Below are 18819 nucleotides of genomic sequence, written 5' to 3' on the forward strand. Positions count from 1 at the left end.
TTCGTAGACGAGTAAGGAGGCGCGATGGCTACCAAACGCAAGGTCAACAACCTGCTGGCGCTGGCGGTGCTGTCGGTGATCGTGGAGCGGCCGATGCACCGCTACGAGATCGCGTCGAAGCTCAAGGAGCGCGGCAAAGACCGCGACATGGACATCAAATGGGGCTCGCTGTACACGGTTGTGCAGAACATGGCCAAGGCCGGATTTCTGGAGGCGATCGGCAGCGAGCGCGACGGCGCCCGGCCCGAACGGGTGATCTACCGGATCACCGAGGCCGGTCGAACCGAAATGCGGGATTGGACCGCGGAGTTGATCGCCGACCCGGATCTGGAGGCGTCACGGTTCACCGCCGGGCTCTCGATCCTCGGCGCGCTGCCGCCCGATCTGGTGATCGAACTGCTCGGCCGGAGGATCGCCGTCCTGGACGAGACGATCGCGGGTATCCGGCAGGAGCTGGGCGCGCTGGTGGGCAAGCTGCCGCGGATGTTTACCGTCGAGACCGAATACGGCCTGGCCATGCTGAGTGCGGAGGTCGAGTGGGCGCGGTCCTTCCGCGCCGAACTGGCCGAGGGCACTTTTCCCGACTTGGAGTTCTGGCGGCGCGTACACGCCGACAACATCGATCCGGCCGAATTCTTCGACCAGGTGGAGAGGGGGGAGACACCGCAGTAGACAGACCCGGGCTCAGCGGAGGTGCGGCAACACCACCGCCGAGCTCGAGCTAACCGTCTCGAACCGTGCCCGCGTACGCGCACCCAGCCCAAGGTTTGGCAACCACAGGATAGCGGGATGCGCCGCGGGGCGTTTCGAGGAACCTCGAACACCTCGATTCGGAGTACAACCATGTCCACCACACGTTCCGCCCTGGTGATCGGCGGCGGCATCGCCGGCCCGGTCGCGGCCACCGCACTGCACAAGGCGGGCATCGCCGCCCGCGTCTTCGAGGCCTACCCCGGGCCCGCCTTCAATATCGGCAGCGGCCTCGCGCTCGCCGCCAACGGGCTGGCCGCCCTCGATCTGGTCGGTGCCGGAGATCCGGTGCGCGACATCGCCGTTCCGATTCCGGGAGCCCGTCTCTCGGTCGGCGGCAAAACCCACCAGGTGCCCAGCCTGCCCGGCTCGGAGCCGTTGCAGATGGTCGACCGCAGCGAACTGCACCGCACCCTGCACGACCACGCCGTCGCCGCGGGCGTGCCGTTCGAATACGACAAGCGCCTGGTCCGCGTCGAGGAGCACGCCGACGGCGTCACCGCGCACTTCGCCGACGGCAGCACCGCCACCGGCGATGTGCTGATCGGCGCGGACGGCATCCGCTCCACCGTGCGGCGCCTGATCGATCCACAGGCGCCCGGCCCGGACTACACCGGAATGCTGGGCTTCGGCGCGATCGTCGAATGCGACCTCGACACCCCGCCGGGGGTGATGGTGTTCGCCTTCGGCAAGCGGGCGTACTACCTGTACGGCGCGCTCGGCGACGGCCGCTTCATGTGGGGCGCGAATCTGCCCAGCAAGCAGTACCTTTCGCTGACCGAGGCGCGGGCCATCCCGAACGAGCACTGGCTGGGCGTCCTGCGCGAGACCTACGGCGCGGACGCGGCGGGCGGCGTGCTCGTCGCGGCGACCACCACCGACAACCTCGAGGTCGCCGGCGCGCTGCACATCATGCCGCCGGTGCCGCACTGGTACCGGGGCCGCATGGTGCTGGCGGGGGATTCGGTGCACGCGCCGTCCAACAGCTCCGGGCAGGGCGCCTCGCTCGGCATCGAGAGCGCGATCCAGCTGGCCCGCTGCCTGCGCGACCTGCCGCACGAGCGGGCGTTCGCGGCGTACGAGGGGCTGCGGCGAGCGCGGGTGGAGGGCGTCGCCCAGCGGGCCGCCAAGATCAACCACAGCAAGACGCCGGGTCCGATGGCGCGCAAGATGATGAATCTGGTGATGCCGGTGATGTTCCGGTTGATGGATCCGGAGAAGCAGCTCGGCACCGAGCAGCGCTACCGGATCCAGTGGGACGCACCGGTCGCCGGGTGATTCCAGCGCCGTTTCGCACCCTTGGGTGGGGAATCGCTCACCCCCGGGGGTTGCGTGCGCCAGCACTGGGGTTCCTGTCGAGAGGCGTCTGAACAGGGGAAATTAGAAGTCGTCAACAAGATACGGATTACGACTTCGGAGGACCCCATGTACACCGCGAACCTCTCCCAGAACCGCACCGGCGCTGGCCAGGCGCTGGCGGTGTCCACCCTCGACACCGACCGCGACCACCTGGACCGCTGGTCCAACCGGCTGGCCCGGGTGCTGCTGGCGCGCGGCGCCGCGCCCGGCACCCGGATCGCCGTGGCGGTCGACCCGGCCGTCGAGTTCGTGGTGACCCGGTGGGCGATCGAAAAGATCGGCGCCACCGTGGTTTCCGCCGACTCGGCCGCGCTCGGCGGACGGCTCGGCGTCACCACCAAGGAGGATCGCGGCGCGCTGACCGACGCGATCGACTGGCTGGTGCTCGACGATCGCTCCACCCTGGTGGGTTACCTCACCGGCTCGGACGCGCCGATCACCGAGGCGGATCTGTTCCACGTGCCGCACGCCTGCTGAGCCAGAACTACGGACGGACAACGGTGTCCGTCCGTAGTGCGTTGAGCGCATTTCAAGTTATCCGCGTATCGCCGCGAGATAGACTCCCGAGGAAAGAAATACACGCGCACGCTGGTCGAATATCCCGCTGAAAGCCGCGATCCCGCGCGATCGGACAGGCTGATCGGCCTCGACTGCGCGCCCGCCGGGCACCGGTGCGGCGCGCGTTCTGCCTTGTCCTCACTGGCTATCTCCTGAACTTCCAGGAACTTCTATGCGATCCCCTTCGCCGGTCGCGCCGGAGCGGTTGCCCGCCGGTGCTTTTCCCCTGTCCGCCGCCCAGCGTGGTATCTGGTTCGCCCAGCATTTCGCCGGTGACACCGCCATCTCCATCGCGCAGTACGTCGAGTTCGCCGGACCCGTCGACGTCGGCTTGCTCGCCGACGTCGCGCGGCAGGCCGGGCGCGAATTCGGCACCGGCTATGTGCGCCTGACCGAGGTCGACGGCTTTCCCTACCAAGTGGTGGACACCGCGCAGGACGACCGGATCCCGGTGCTGGATCTGCGCGGGGAAGCCGATCCGGTGGCGGCGGCGCAGGCCTGGATGAATGCGGAATACACCGCGCCGCTGGATCTGCTGCGCGATCCGCTCGGCTGCTATGTGCTGCTGCGGCTGGCGGAGGATCACTGGTACTGGTATCAGCGAATTCACCACATCGTGCTGGACGGGTTCGGCGCGATGACGATGCTGCAGCGCACCGCCGAGCTGTACAACGCGGCGCTGGCCGGGCGGGAGCCGCCGCCGAACCGCGCCGAGGATCTGCGCAAGATCATCGACAGCGATGCGGCATACCGGGATTCGCCGCGGTTCCAGGCCGACGGACAGTACTGGCGCGAACATCTGGCGGGGATGGCCGAGCCGGTCAGTCTGGCCGGGCGGGCCGCCGAGGTGGACGCGCATCCGCGGGTCGCCGCCGGCGAATTGCCCGCGGGGACCGCCGAACTGCTGGACGCCGTCGCCAAGGCGGAGAACTCCAGCATCGCGCCGATCGTGGTCGCGGCCTTCGGCGCCTACCTCGCCGCCATGACCGGCGCGCCGGAAGTCGTGCTCAGCCTGCCGGTTTCGGGACGCACCACCGCCTCGCTGCGCCGCTCCGGCGGCATGGTCGCCAATGTCGTGCCGCTGCGGCTGCGGCTGGACGCGGCGCCGACGGTCGGCGCGGTCATCCGGGCCGCGCAGGGCGAGCTGACCTCGGCGTTGCGGCGGCAGCGCTACCGGCAGGAGGACATCGTCCGCGATCTGGGCTGGGCCGTCGACGAGGGCGCGTCCTTCGGGCCCACGGTGAATCTGATGATGGCCGACACCCGCATCGAGCTCGGTGAGGTCACCGGGCGGATGCACGTCCTGACCTCCGGAATGATCGACGACCTGTTCCTGAACCTGTATCCGGGGATGGGCGGGGAGAGCACCCACATCGATTTCCAGGCGAATCCGAACCTGTACAGCGCGGCGGAACTGGCCGGGCAGCACCGGCGGTTCCTGGCGTTCCTGCACCGGTTCCTGCTCGCCGGGCCGGACGCGCCGCTGTCGACGGTGCCGGTGCTGTTCGACGACGAGGCGGCGGAGCTGGTTCCGGCGCGCGGCGCGACCGACGTGCCGCCGCGGACGCTGCCCGAGATCCTCACCGCGGGCGCGGCGCTGGATCCGGCGGCGGTGGCGCTCGTCGCGGGTGCGGAGCGGCTCACCTACCGCGACTTGGACCTGCGCACCAACCGGCTGGTGCGGGCGCTGATCCGTGCCGGGGCGGGACCGGAACGCACTGTCGCGCTGTCGATTCCGCGATCGCTGGATTCGGTGCTGGCGATGTGGGCGGTTGCCAAGACCGGCGCGGCGTTCGTGCCGATCGATCCCGGGTACCCGGCGGATCGCATCGAGTACATGGTGCGGGACAGCGGGGCGGTCGTCGGCGTCACGGTGCTCGAGGTGCGCGCGGCGCTGCCGGACGCGCTCGAGTGGTGTGTTCTCGAATCGGGGAGGCTCGAGATCGCGGGGGCCGCCGCAAGTTCGGAAGAGCCTGGCGATCTGACGGCACCGGCAGCCGAGCAACTGGCTGCGGATAGCGAGCCGTCGGGGCAGGTCTCCGACTCGAGTGAATCCCTCCGCGGCCCCGGCGCGTTCGTCGCGGACCCGGCGGCGTCGGCAGCCGGTGCCCCGTCTGCTGTGCCGACCGACGCTGACCGGATCGCTGCCGTTCATCTCGACCAGCCTGCCTACGTGATCTACACCTCCGGGTCGACCGGACTGCCCAAGGGCGTCACCGTGACGCATCGGGGGTTGGCGAATCTGGTGGCCAACTCCGGTGCGGCGTTTCAGGTCGACGCCGATTCTGTGGTGGCGCACGCGGTTTCGCCGAGTTTCGATATCTCCATCGAGGAGCTGCTGGTCGCGTTCGCCGCCGGGGCGACCGTGGTGGTGGTGCCGCCGGCGGCGTACGCGGGTGCCGAGCTCGCGGAAGTGCTGCGGGCGCAAGCGGTTACGCATTTGAATGTGACACCGGCGGTGGTCGCTTCGCTGGATCCCGCGACCCTGCCCGCGTTGCGCACTGTGATCGTCGGCGGCGACGCGTGCCCGCCGGAGCTGGTGGCGCGGTGGGCCGGGCGCAGGCTGCTCAACGGGTACGGTCCGACCGAGACCACGATCACCGTGACGGTGAGCGCACCGCTGGAACCCGAGGCGCCGGTCACCATCGGCAGCTTGGCGCGCGGCGTCACGGCGGTGGTGCTGGATCCGTTCCTGCGGCCGGTGGCGCCCGGGGCGACCGGGGAGCTGTACCTCGGCGGTCCGGCGGTGGCCCGGGGCTATCACCGGCGCAACGGGTTGACCGCGAGCCGTTTCGTCGCCGACCCGTACACGCCGGGGGCGCGGATGTACCGCACCGGCGATCTCGTGCGCTGGTGCCGCACCGAGGGACGGCTGGAGCTGGAGTACGCGGGCCGCAGCGACTTTCAGGTCAAGGTGCGTGGGTACCGCATCGAGCTCGGTGAGATCGATGCCGCGTTGCAGCGGCAGCCCGGGGTCGAGTTCGCGCTCACCATCGGTGCGAAGACGCCGGCCGGTGCGACCGCGCTCGTCGCCTATGTGCTGGGCGAGCCGGGTGTGGAGGTGGCTGCCGAAGCGCTGAAAGCGGCGCTGGGGCAGGAACTTCCGGCCTACATGGTGCCTACGGTCGTGATGCCGATCGACCGGGTTCCGCTGACGCCGGTCGGCAAGGTGGACCGCAAGGCGCTGCCCGCACCGGATTTCAGCGTGCGCACCGTGGTGAGCCGGGCGCCGTCGACGCAGCGCGAGGAGGTGCTGGCGGCGCTGTTCGCGGAGGTGCTCGGCGTGGACGCGGTCGGCGTCGACGACAACTTCTTCGGCCTGGGCGGCGACAGCATCATCTCCATCCAGCTGGTGTCGCGGGCGCGCGCGGCCGGTCTGGCGTTCAGCGCGCGTGACGTGTTCGAGCGCAAGACCGTCGCCGCCCTCGCGGCCGTGGCCACCGAGGCGGCCGACACCGCCGTGCGCGAACTGCCCGGCGGCGGCGTCGGCGCGATCGATCCGACGCCGATCGCGCACGCCATGCTCGCCCAGGGCGAAACCTGGCAGCGCTACAGCCAGGCTGTGCTGATAGGGCTGCCCGCGGGCGCCACCCGCGAGCAGTTGGCCCGAGCGGTCCAAGCACTGCTCGACCGCCACGACATCCTCCGGAGCAAGGTGCTTCGCGCGGGCGACACCTGGGAATGGCAAGTCGCCGAACCGGGTTCGATCGACGCGGAAGACCTGATCGACACGGTCTCGGAAGGCCCCGACCCGGACGCGACCTACGAGCACGAATTGCAGCGCGCCGCTGACCAACTCGATCCAGCGGCCGGTGTGATGGCCCGCTTCGTGCTGATAGAGGCTGCGCCGGGCGCTGCGCGAGCCGAATCCGATCACACAGCCGCGAATACCCCGGTGTTGTGGCTCGTGGCGCATCACCTGGTCACCGACGGTGTCTCCTGGCGAATTCTGCTGCCGGACTTGGCTACCGCGTTTCTCGGTGGGGAGCTCGAGCCGGTGGGGACGTCTTATCGCCGCTGGGCGCATGCGAATGTGCTGGAGGCGGGGCGGCGGGCGCCTGAGCTCGAGGCGTGGGAGCGGATTGTGCGGACGCCCGATCCACTGATCGGTGCGCGGGCGGCCGATCCGGCGGTCGACGTGGTCGCGACCATGGCCGAGCTGCGGACGAGCGTGGCGGCGGAGGTGGCGGGTGCGGTGCTCGACGTTGTGCCGCAACGTTTTCACTGTGGCGCGGATGATGTGCTGCTGGCCGCCTTGGCGCTCGCGGTCGCCCGCTGGCGAGATCGGGCGGGTGCGCTGTTCCTGCTGGAGGGGCACGGGCGGGAGGAATCGGTGCTGCCGGGCGCGGATCTCGGGCGCACGGTGGGCTGGTTCACCAGCGTCTATCCGGTGGCCATCGATCTGACGGGCATCGACGTGGACGACGCGTTCGCGGGGGGCCCGGCGGCCGGCGCCGCGATCAAGGCCGCGAAGGAACAGTTGCGGGCGGTGCCGGACAAGGGTGTCGGCTACGGCATGCTGCGGTACCTGAATCCGGAGACCGCGCCCGTGCTGGCGGCCGCCGCGCCGCCGCAGATCGGTTTCAACTATCTGGGCCGCGCGGCCGGGGGACCGGAGGGCGATTGGCTGCCCAGGCGGTTCGCCTCGACCCAGGACGACCGCGCGCCGCTGCCCGCCGTCCTCGACATCAACGCGATCATGGGGGCCACCGACCTGGAGGTGACCTGGGCGTACGCCTCGGGGATCCTGGACGCGGCGCAGGTCGGCGAACTCGCCCGGCTGTGGTCGGCGGCGCTGGCCGCGCTGGCCGGGGCGCAGGCCGGTGGGCACACCCCCTCCGATTTTCCGCTGACCCGCGTGACGCAGTCCGAGATCGAGACCTGGGAGCGCGCCTACCCGGCGCTCGCGGATGTGTGGCCGCTCTCACCGCTGCAGTACGGGCTGCTGTTCCACGCCCTGTACGACACCGACACCGCGGACGGCTACACCGTGCAGACCCGGCTCACCCTGGCCGGGCACGTGGACGCACCGCGATTGCGTGCCGCCGCACAGGCGCTGGTGGACCGGCACGAGAACCTGCGCGTCGCCTTCGTCGAAACCGCGGACGGCCCCAGGCAATTGGTGCTCGCGGCCGCCGAAGTGCGCTGGCGGGAACTGGATCTGCGGCACCTCGGCGAGCCCGGCGCGCGGCAGCGGGAACTGGACCGCACCCTCGCGGTGGACGCGAGCAGCCGCTTCGATCTGACCCGCCCGCCGCTGCTGCGGTTCCTGCTGATCCGCACGGCGGACGACACCTACACGCTGCTGATGACCAATCACCATGTGGTGCTGGATGGCTGGTCCACTCCGCTGCTGGTGCGCGAGCTGCTGACCATGTACATCGCCGCCGCGTCCGGCATCGCGACGAGTGCGGCGCTCCCGCCCGCGCCGTCCTACCGTGGGTTCCTGACCTGGCTGGCCGATCAGCGGGCCGTGGAGTCGCTCGAGGCGTGGCGCACGGCGCTGGCGGGGGTGGACGCCGCGACCCGGGCGGTGCCGACGCTGGCCGAGGTGCAGTCCACCGAGTCGGGCATGGTGTCGGTGGATCTGCCCGCCGAGCTGATCGCCCGGCTGGAGGCGACCACCCGCGGCGCCGGAGCCACCACCAATACTGCCGTGCAGGCGGCGTGGGCGCTGCTGCTGGTGATGCTGACCGGCCGCACCGACGTGGTGTTCGGCGGCACGGTGTCCGGGCGGCCGCCGCAGCTGGCCGGCGTCGAGGACATGGTGGGGCTGTTCATCAATACCCTGCCGGTGCGGGTGCGGCTGGATCCGGCCGAGCGCGTCGCGGATCTGCTGGCGCGGTTGCAGGCCGAGCAGGCGCGGCTGCTGGATCATCAGCAGGTCGGCCTGGCCGAGATCCACCAGGCGGTGGGTCTGGCCGAATTGTTCGACACGCTCACCGTTTTCGAGTCGTACCCGATCGATCGGGAGACGCTGTCGCGGTCGCTGGACATCGCGGGCATGCGGGTCCTCGACGTCGAAGGCACGGACGCGACGCCGTACCCGCTGAATCTGATGGTGATTCCGCTGCACGGCGAGGCGGGCGGGCGCGACACCCTGCGGATCACGGTGAAATATCTCGCCGACTATTTCGCCGAACCCGACGCGGCTCGGCTGCTGGATCGTTTCGTCCTGCTGCTCCGCCAGATCGCCGAGCGGCCGGACGCCCGGGTGGCGCGATTGCGGCACTGTGACCGGGCCGAGCACGCGGCGCTGTTGCCGCGCCGGGGCGCGCCGCCGGTGCCGGGGCGCACGATGCCGGAGCTGCTCGGCGCGGGTGCCGCGATAGACCCGGACGCGATCGCGGTCAGCCTGGGCGGTGACCGCATGACCTACCGCGATCTCGACGCCTGGTCCAACCGGTTCGCCCGGGTGCTGCTGCGGCGCGGCGTCGGCGCGGAGGTGTTCGTGGTGCTGGCGCTCACCCGATCCATCGAATCGGTGGTCGCGGTGTGGGCGCTGGTGAAGACCGGCGCGGCGTTCCTGCCGCTGGATCCGAACTATCCGGTGGAGCGGATCGAGCACATCCTCACCGACTCCAAGGCGCCGATCGGCGTCACGGTGCACGCCACCGGCGAGACGCTGCCCGGCTCCATCGACTGGCTGCTGCTGGACGAGCTCAACACCATCCGCCGGGTGATGACGGTCTCGGCGGACCCCATCACCGACGCCGAACGGGGCGGGGCGATCCGGATGGATCAGACCGCCTACCTGATCTACACCTCCGGCTCGACCGGAAAACCCAAGGCGGTGCTGCTGAGTCATCGCGGCGTGGCCAATCTCGTGACCGCACAGCGGGAGTCGCTGGCCCTGGATCCGACGGCGCGGCAACTGCAGGTGGCCTCGCCGAGCTTCGACGCCTCGGTCTTCGAGATGCTGTGTGCGCACGGCATGGGCGGGCAGCTGGTGCTGTCGCCGGCGGAGGTGTACGGCGGCAGCGAACTCGAGCAACTGCTGCGGGCCGAACGCGTCACGCACGCGGTGATCACGCCGTCGGTACTGGCCACCATGGACCCGCGCGACCTGCCCGACCTGCGGGTGCTCTCGGTCGCCGGCGAGGCGGCGGGCGCGGAGTTGACCGCGCAGTGGTCGGCCGGGCGGCGCATGCTGAATCTGTACGGCCCCACCGAATTCAGCATCTGGGCCACCGGGCCGGGCGAACTGCGAGCGGGGGAGCCGGTGACCATGGGCGGCCCCATCCGGGGTGCGGACCTCATGGTGCTGGACGGCTGGCTGCGGGCGGTGCCGGTCGGTGTCGAGGGCGAGCTGTATCTGGCCGGATCCGCCATCGCGCGCGGCTATTTCAACCGTTTCGCGCTGACGGCGGCCCGGTTCGTCGCGAACCCGTTCGCCGCGCCGGGGGAGCGGATGTACCGCACCGGCGACATGGTGCGCTGGGTGCTGCGCGACGGTGCGCTGGAGCTGGAGTATCTGGGGCGCAGCGACTTCCAGGTCAAGATTCGCGGTCTGCGGATCGAGCTGGGCGAGATCGACGCGGTGCTCGGCGCCGACGCGGACGTGGAGTACGCCGCGACGATCGGCCTGCCGGGACCGGGCGGTGAAACGGTTCTGGTCTCGTATGTCGTGCCCACGCAGGCATGGCGGGAATCCGTCGGCGCGGAAACGGAATTCGACACCGAGCGGCTGCGCACCAAGGTGGCGGGCCGACTGCCCGGCTACATGGTGCCGGGGTATCTCCTGGTGCTGGACGACGTGCCGCTCACCCCGGTCGGCAAGCTGGACCGGAAGGCGCTGCCGATACCGGATTTCGAGCGGGCGCAGCGCCCCTACCTCGCGCCGCGCACCCCGGTGGAGGAGGCCGTGGCCGCGGTGTTCGCCGATGTCCTCAGTACCGAGCGGGTCGGCGTCGACCAGTCCTTCTTCGAACTCGGCGGCAATTCGCTCAGCGCGACCCGGGTCGTCGCCCGCGTGAACGCCGCGCTGGGTTCGACCATCGCACTGCGTGACCTGTTCGACGCACCGACCGTGGCCCAGCTGGCGAGCCGCGTCGTGCCCGCCGCGCCCGGCGCCCGTGCCCGCTTCGCCCTGGCTCCGCGCCTGCGGCCCGACCGCCTCCCGCTGTCGCCGGCCCAGCAGCGCATGTGGGTGCTCAACCGGCTCGAACCCGCCTCGGCCGCGTACAACATCGCGGTCGCGCTGCGCCTGACCGGGGCGCTCGACACCGCGGCGATGCGACGGGCGCTGGCCGAGGTGGTGCACCGGCACGAGAGCCTGCGCACCATGTACCCGGCCGACGCCGAAGGCCCGCGCCAGGTCGTCGTCGGAACCGACACGGCGGCAACGGAACTCGTGGTCGTCGACACCGAAGACGGTGCGCCGCTGCGGGCGCGGATCGACGCGCTGGCGGGCGTCGGCTTCGATCTGTCGATCGAGCCGCCGCTGCGGGTGGGCCTGTTCCGGGTGCGGGGCGACGACACCGCGGATCACGAGCTCGATGCGCCGGTACACGTGGTGGTGCTCGTGGTGCATCACATCAGCGCGGACGGCGCGTCCATGGCGCCGCTGGCCACCGATCTGATAACCGCCTATGCCGCGCACTCCGCCGGGGCGGGCGCGGCGCTGGCGCCGCTGCCGGTCCAGTACGCCGACTTCGCCCTGTGGCACCGCGAACTGCTGGGCGACGAAGCGGACCCGGAGTCGCTGGCGGCCGGTCAGATCCGGCAGTGGCGTACCGCGCTGGCCGGTGCCCCGGATCTGCTGGAGCTGCCCGCCGATCGGCCGCGCCCGGCGGTGCAGTCGATGCGCACCGCCGATCTGGACTTCGCGCTGGCGGCGGACCTGCACCGGGGCGTGCTGGAAGTGGCGGCCGCACACGAGGTCAGCGTGTTCATGGTGGTGCACGCCACGCTCGCGGTGCTGCTGGCGCGGCTGGGCGGCACCGACGACGTGGTGATCGGGACGGCGGTGGCCGGGCGCGGTGAGGCGGCGCTCGACGGCATGGTCGGGATGTTCGTCAACACCCTCGCGCTGCGGTCCCGGGTCGATCCGAACCTCGCCTTCGGCGAATTCCTCGCCGCGGTCCGCGATGCCGACCTGGCGGCGTTCGCCGCCGCGGACATGCCGTTCGAGCGCCTGGTGCAGGTGCTGAATCCGGCCCGCTCGACCGCGCACGCGCCGATCTTCCAGGTGTCGCTGTCATTGCAGAACTTCGTGGAGCCGGTCCTCGAACTGCCGGGGCTGCGGGTGACGGTCGAGGATCTGGAACGCAGCGCGGGCCAGTTCGACCTGGCCTTCGACCTGCGCGAGCGGTTCACCGGCGCGGGCCCGGACGGCATCGCGGGCGTACTCACCTACGCCGCGGATCTTTTCGACCGCGCGACCGTGGAGTCGGTGCTGGCCCGCTGGCGGCGGGTGCTGGCGGCGATCATCGCCGACCCGGCGCGCACTCTCGCCGACATCGATCTGCTCGAACCCGCGGAGCGGGCCGAGCTGGTACCGGTGCGCGGCCCGGCCGGAGCGAATGCCGTGACGCTGCCGTGGCTGCTGACGGACTCGGCCGCCCGCTACGCCGAGCGTCCGGCCCTGGTCCACGCGGGCCGCACCACCACCTACGCCGAACTCGACGCGCGCTCGAACCGGCTCGCGTGGATCCTGCTGGCCGCCGGAGCGGGGCCGGAAACCGTGGTGGCGCTGGGTCTCACCCGCGGCCCCGAACTGCTGACCGCAGTCTGGGCGGTGGCCAAGGCCGGCGCGGCCTTCCTACCGGTCGACCCGAAACATCCGATGGACCGCATCGGGCACATGCTCACCGACTCCGGAGCGGTGCTGGGGCTCACGCTCGCCGGGCACCGCGCAGCGCTCGGCGACGGCCACTGGCTCGTGCTCGATGATCCTGCGTTCCAGCGGGATTGGGCCGCCGCCGACGACACGGCCGTGCCGGCGACGGCGTTGCGACTGGATCATCCCGCCTGGATGATCTACACCTCCGGTTCGACCGGGACACCCAAGGGCGTGACCGTCAGCCATCGCGGCCTCGCCGATGTGGTTGCCGCCCAGCGCCGGTCCCTGCGCGTGGACGAGCACTCCCGGGTCTTGCAGGTCGCCTCGCCGAGCTTCGACGCCTCGATCTTCGAGGCGCTGATGGCGTTCGGTTCCGGCGGCGCGGCGGTCATCGCCCCGCCCGAGGTGTTCGGCGGTGACGCGCTGACCGAATTGATCGACGCCGAGCAGGTCACCCACGTGGTGATCACGCCGTCCGCGCTGGCGACGGTGAATCCCGCGCAGGTGCCGAGCGTGCGGGTGCTGGCGGTGGCCGGGGAGGCGGTCGGCGCGGAACTCGTCGAGCGGTGGTCCACCGGCCGGTCGATGATCAATCTGTACGGTCCAACCGAATTCACCATCTGGGCAACGGGTTCGGCGGCGCTGAGCGTGGAGCGGCCGGTGACCATCGGCGGCCCGATCCAGGGCGCGGCGGCGCTGGTACTGGACGACCGGCTGCGACCGGTGCCGCTCGGCGTGCCCGGCGAGCTGTATCTGGCGGGCCCGGCGCTGGCGCGGGGCTACCACGCCCGGCCCGACCTGAACGCCGCCCGCTTCGTGGCCCACCCCTACGGCGACCCGGGTGAGCGGATGTACCGCACCGGCGATCTGGTGCGCTGGACCCGCGGCCCGGCCGGGATGGAGCTGGAATACCTCGGCCGCACGGATTTCCAGGTGAAGGTGCGCGGCCAGCGCATCGAGCTCGGCGAGATCGACGCGGTGCTCGGCCGGGCCGAGGGCGTGGAATTCGCTGTCACCCTGGGTGTTCCGGGGCCGACCGGCGCGACGGCGCTCGCCGCGTACGTGGTGCGCGAGCCCGGGGCCGAGCTGGATGTGGCGCGGCTGCGCGCCTACGCCGCGGACGTCCTGCCGGGCTACATGGTCCCCGCGGCCGTCGTGGTGCTCGACGCGATTCCACTCAACGCGGTGGGCAAGCTGGACCGGAAAGCCCTGCCCGAACCGGTGTTCGGCGACGATCGCGCCGAATACGTGCCCCCGGGGACCCCGACCGAAACGGTCCTGGCGGAGGTCTTCGCCGAGCTCCTGGGTCGCGAGCAGGTCGGCACCGCCGACTCGTTCTTCGCCCTCGGCGGTGACAGCATCCTCGCGATCCAGCTGGTGTCCCGGGCCAAGGTGCGCGGGGTCACCGTCACCCCGCTCCAGGTGTTCGAGCACCGCACCGTGGCGGCGCTCGCGGCCGCCGCCGACGCCGCGGGTGAGACGGTCACGCTGGCGGAACTGCCCGGCGGCGGCGTCGGCGAGCTGCCGTTGCCGCCGATCGTGCACTACATGCTCGAACGCGGCGGCGACCACCGCCGGTTCGCGCAGACGGCGGTGCTGGAACTGCCGGTCGGCATCCGGCACGAGCAGCTGGTCGCGACCATCGCCGCCGTGCTGGATCGGCACGACATGCTGCGCGCCGGACTCTTCCACGACGGCGAGCGGTGGCGGCTGCGGGTCGGCGAACCGGGCTCGGTCGACGCGGCGGCGCTGGTGCACCGGGTCGAGTTCGCGGCCGACGCCGACGTCGTCGACCTGCGCGAATACGCGCTCGGCGAACTCGAATCGGCGATGCGGCGGCTCGATCCCGGCGCCGGCGCCGTGCTGCGATTCCTCTGGCTCGACCCGGTCGGGGAGGCGGGCGACCGCAGCCGCGCCGGCCGGCTGATCGTCATCGCACATCACCTCGTCATCGACGGCGTCTCCTGGCGCATCCTGGTGCCCGACTTCATGGCGGCGTGGGCCCAGATCTCGGCGGGCTCGGCGCCGGTGCTGGCCGAGACCGGCACCTCGATGCGCCGGTGGTCGCACGCGCTGACCGAGGAGGCGCACTCCGCCACGCGCACAGCCGAACTCGACTATTGGCGCGCGGTGGCCGCGGGACCCGACCCGGCCCTCGGCGCGCGGGACCTCGATCCCGCCCTCGATACGGCGGAGACGCTGCGCATGGTCGAGGTCGAGGTGCCCGCCGACGTCACCAACGCCCTGCTCACCACCCTGCCGGGCCTGTTCCACGGCAGCGTCGAGGACACCCTGCTCGCGACCCTCGCGGTGGCCGTGGAGTCCTGGCGTGCCGAGCGCTGCGGCAGCGTGCTGCTGCGGCTGGAAGGGCACGGCCGGCAACAGGAAGTGGTGCCGGGCGCGGATCTCGCGCGCACGGTCGGCTGGTTCACCAGCGTCTACCCGGTGCGGGTCGAACTCGGCGGGCTCGACCTCGACCAGGCCCGCGCCGGCGGCCCGGCGCTGGGCGCGGCCATCCGGGCGGTGAAACATCAGCTGCTGGCGGTGCCGGACAAGGGCCTCGGGTTCGGTCTGCTGCGCTACCTGAACGCCGAGACCGCGCGGCAGTTGCCGCGGCGGCTGCCCGGCCGGATCGGGTTCAACTATCTCGGCCGCTACTCGGTCGGCGACATTCCGGCCGGACTGGAGGGTTTGGGCTGGCTGCCCACCGACGAACTCGGTGAGCTGCCCGCGACCGAATCGCCGGATGTGCCGTTGCAGACCGAGATCGACGTGAACGCGGTCGTGATCGACGATTGCCTCCAGGCGAGTTTCGGGTTCCCCGAGCGGCTGCTGTCGGGCGGCGCGGTGGCCGAGCTGGCCCAGCGCTGGGTCGAAGTGCTCGGTGCGGCAGCGGCTTTCGCGCAGACTCCGGCGGCCCGCGAACTCGGCGCGGCCGAGGAACGGGCGCTGGCGGAGCAGGCGGCCGCGGCGGCGTCGTCCGGCTCGGCGCTCGGCTTGGACGTGCTGCTGCCGATCCGGGTCGACGGCGAGCGACCGGCGCTGTTCTGTGTGCACCCCTCCTCCGGAATGTCGTGGACGTACCTGGGTCTGGCGGAGGCGCTGGCCCCCGGGCGGCCGATCTACGGCTTGCAGGCCCCGGACCTGAGCGGGCGCGAAGCGCCCGTGGGCAGCATCGAGGAATTCGCCGACCGGTACGTCCGCGAGATCCGCGCCGTGCAGCCGGACGGGCCGTATCACCTGCTCGGCTGGTCGTTCGGCGGCTTGATCGCGCATCAGATCGCCGTGCGACTGGAGCGGCAGGGCGCCCGGGTCGGGGTGCTGGCGCTGCTGGACGCCGACACCGCCGACATCGACGGCGACAGCATCGAACCGCTCACCGCGGGCTCGTTCGTCAGCACCTTCGGCGCCGTGTTCGGCATCGAGGACGTGCCCGCCGACGCGACCGCGCAGCAGGCGGCCGACCTGATCAGCGCCCGGATGGGCGGCGCGGCCCTGGTCGACGCGGTCACGCTGGAGCGCATGGCGGGCTCCTACAACGCCTCGGCCCGCACCCGGACCGGCTACCGCCGGCCCGTCTACCCCGGCGACGTGCTGTATTTCCATGCCACCGTGGACAGTTCGGACATCTTCGGCCCGCAGGGGTGGCGGCCCTACGTCACCGGGGCGATCACCTCGCACGACGTGGCAGTCACCCACGACGAAATGACGGCTCCGCACGTACTTCCCAGCATCGCGCGTGTGCTCGACGAATATCTTGGAGGAAGCAGTGAGCACTGACACCGGCGTAGTGGTGGAGGGCATCGAGAAATCATTCGGTGCGGTGAAAGCCTTGCGCGGCGTGAATTTCGTTGCCGCGCAGGGCGAGGTCCTGGGCATTCTCGGGCCGAACGGGGCGGGCAAGACCACCACGGTCAACATTCTGTCCACGCTCATCGCACCGGACCGGGGCCGCGCCACGGTGGCGGGCCACGACGTGGTCGCCGATCCGGCGGCGGTGCGCCGCGCGATCATGCTGACCGGGCAGTTCGCGGCGCTCGACGACATGCTCAGCGGCTACGAGAATCTGGTGATGTTCGGCCGGCTGATGGGCCTGCGCAAACGGGCCGCCCGCGCCCGCGCCGACGAACTGCTGGCCGAATTCGATCTGCTCCCGGCGGCGGGCCGGCGGGTCGGCACCTACTCCGGCGGCATGCGCCGGCGCATCGACATCGCCTGCGGGCTGGTGGTCCGGCCCGACGTGGTGTTCCTCGACGAACCCACCACGGGACTGGATCCACGCAGCCGCCAGGGGGTGTGGGATCTGGTCTCGAGTTTTCGTGAGCACGGCATCACCACGCTGCTCACCACCCAGTATCTGGAGGAGGCGGACGCGCTGTGCGACCGGATCATCGTGATCGACCACGGCGTCGTCATCGCCGAGGGCACCGCCGACGAGTTGAAGGCGCGCACCGGCGGCGCGTACTGCGAGGTGGTGCCGCTGGATCTGAAGGATCTGCCGACCATCGCCGAGGCGCTGGGTTCGCTGCTGCCGGACGGTAATCGGGCGACCCTGTCCGCCGACGCCGACCGCATCGCGATCCCCGCGCCGGACGGCGCGAAGACATTGGCCGAGGCGCTGCGGCGGCTGGACGACGCGGACGTCGAACTGGTCGACATCGCCCTGCGCCGCCCGTCGCTCGACGACGTGTTCCTGCAGCTGACCGGACATCTGGCCGCCGCCGAGGCGGAGGAGGTGGCATGACGGCCGGGGCCTGGCTGACCGACGCGCGCGCCACGCCGGTCCGCGTCCAGCAATGGTGGGTGCTCACCTCCCGGCTGATCCTGCCGTCGCTGAAAACCGGTGAGGTGCTGTCCTCGATCCTCGCGCCGGTGGCGTTCACGGCCAGCTTCTACATCCCGCTGAAGACCGTGATGACCTTCGCGGGGCACGGATTCAGCAGTTACGCGCAGTTCATGATGCCGATCGTGATCCTGCAGGCGGCCGCGTTCACCGCGATCGGCGCGGCCTTCCGCGCCGCGACGGACGCGGTCGCCGGCCTGGACCGGCGGTTCGGCTCGATGCCGATCGGGCCGCTGGTGCCGGTGGCGGCGCGCATGGCGGGCAACGTGTTCCGGCTGCTGATCGCCCTGGTCGCGGCGCTGCTCTCGGGGTACGCCATCGGCTTCCGCTTCCATCTCGACGCGGCGCACACGATCGGATTCCTGGCGTTCGCCATGCTGATCGGCGTCGCGCTGACCCTGGGCGCGGACGTCATCGGGACGGTGTCGAAGAGTCCGGAGGCGACCACCCAGGCCCTGGTGCTGCCGCCGCTGATCCTCGGCATGCTCTCGACCGGGCTCGCGCCCGCGAGCCAATTTCCTTCCTGGGTGCAGCCTTTCGTGCGCAATCAGCCGATCTCGCAGTTCGCCATCGGACTGCGCGCGCTGGCCGGGGACACGAAAGGCGATGCGGGCACGGTGAACTGGGAACTGATGGGACCGCCGCTGCTGTGGGCGATCGGGATCCTGGCGGTGTGCCTGCCGCTGGTGCTGCGGCTGAGTTCGAGGAGGGCATGATGGTGCTGTCGATCGCGCGTGCGGACAGTCCGGCCGAGACGGCGCCGGTCTCGCTGGTGCGGCACACGGTGATTCAGACGCAGCGCCTGCTGCTGCGCTGGTCGCGCAACCCGGTGGCGCTGCTGGAGACGCTGATCATCCCGTGCCTGCTGCTGCTGATGCTCGACATCGTGGTGGGCAACCAGATCGAGAAGTTCGCCGGCACCGACGCGCTCTACGGCTCGGTGCCGATGGTCGCGATCGTCGGCGCCCTGTCGGGCGCGGTGGCCGGCGGAGTGATGCTGGGGCGTGAGCGCGACGCCGGGCTGCTGGCCCGGTTCTGGGTGCTGCCGGTGCATCGCGCCTCGGGGCTGATCTCGCGTGTGCTCGCCGAGGGCTGCCGCATCCTCGCGGGCACGCTGGTGGTGATCCTGGTGGGTCACCTGCTCGGCTTCCGTTTCCAGCAGGGTCCGGCGGCCGCGCTCGCCTTCGTGTGCGTGCCGGTGCTGTTCGGTCTGGCCTTCGCCACGATGGTCACCGCGGTGGCCGTCTTCACCGCGAAAGCCACACTGGTGGAGGGGATCACGATCCTGAGCTCGCTGCTGATGTTCTTCAGCACCGGGTTCGTGCCGCTGATCGCCTATCCGCAGTGGATCCAGCCGGTGGTCCGCAATCAGCCCATGTCGGTCGCGGTGGACGCGATGAAGGGCCTGGCGCTGGGCGGGCCGATCGCGCACCCGCTGCTGCTCACGGTGGTGTGGTCGCTGGGCCTGATCGTGGTCTTCGCGACGCCCGCCGCGCTCGGGTACCGGCGGGCCAGCCGGCGCTGA

7 protein-coding genes are annotated in these 18819 nt (G+C 71.2%); all 7 read left to right on the top strand.

Going from position 1 to position 18819, the window contains the following annotated elements:
- The first annotated feature begins 24 nt into the window (after positions 1–24).
- The 7 genes from AB0I43_RS30360 to AB0I43_RS30390 all read left to right on the top strand — a co-directional run bounded on the left by AB0I43_RS30360 (position 25) and on the right by AB0I43_RS30390 (position 18819).
- The gene (locus AB0I43_RS30360) at positions 25–672 is read left to right on the top strand and encodes a PadR family transcriptional regulator (protein WP_356980314.1); all 648 of its coding nucleotides are present in this window, start codon (positions 25–27) and stop codon (positions 670–672) included.
- Positions 673–843: 171 nt separating this feature from the next.
- On the top strand, positions 844–2028 hold the full coding sequence (locus tag AB0I43_RS30365; protein WP_356980312.1) for an FAD-dependent monooxygenase: 1185 nt from the start codon (positions 844–846) through the stop codon (positions 2026–2028).
- Between the two features lie 147 nt (positions 2029–2175).
- Entirely contained in the window at positions 2176–2586 is a 411-nt protein-coding gene (locus AB0I43_RS30370; protein ID WP_356980310.1) for an AMP-binding protein, read from the top strand.
- A gap of 253 nt (positions 2587–2839) precedes the next feature.
- Entirely contained in the window at positions 2840–16231 is a 13392-nt protein-coding gene (locus tag AB0I43_RS30375) for an amino acid adenylation domain-containing protein (RefSeq protein ID WP_357433048.1), read from the top strand.
- Positions 16221–17195 carry an ATP-binding cassette domain-containing protein gene (locus tag AB0I43_RS30380; protein ID WP_356980306.1) on the top strand — a complete coding sequence of 325 codons (975 nt, stop codon included), beginning with the start codon at positions 16221–16223 and terminating at the stop codon, positions 17193–17195. Before AB0I43_RS30375 ends, AB0I43_RS30380 begins: the two co-directional genes overlap by 11 nt.
- Positions 17192–18010, top strand: a complete 819-nt coding sequence (locus tag AB0I43_RS30385) for an ABC transporter permease (RefSeq protein WP_357433049.1) — start codon at positions 17192–17194, stop codon at positions 18008–18010. Before AB0I43_RS30380 ends, AB0I43_RS30385 begins: the two co-directional genes overlap by 4 nt.
- Positions 18010–18819, top strand: coding sequence for an ABC transporter permease (locus AB0I43_RS30390; RefSeq protein ID WP_356980303.1), 810 nt, complete (start codon positions 18010–18012; stop codon positions 18817–18819). The genes AB0I43_RS30385 and AB0I43_RS30390 overlap by 1 nt, the downstream gene beginning before the upstream one ends.

Origin of the sequence: Nocardia sp. NPDC050435 (assembly GCF_040655395.1) — a bacterium.
In the GTDB taxonomy this organism is placed as follows: Bacteria; Actinomycetota; Actinomycetes; order Mycobacteriales; family Mycobacteriaceae; genus Nocardia.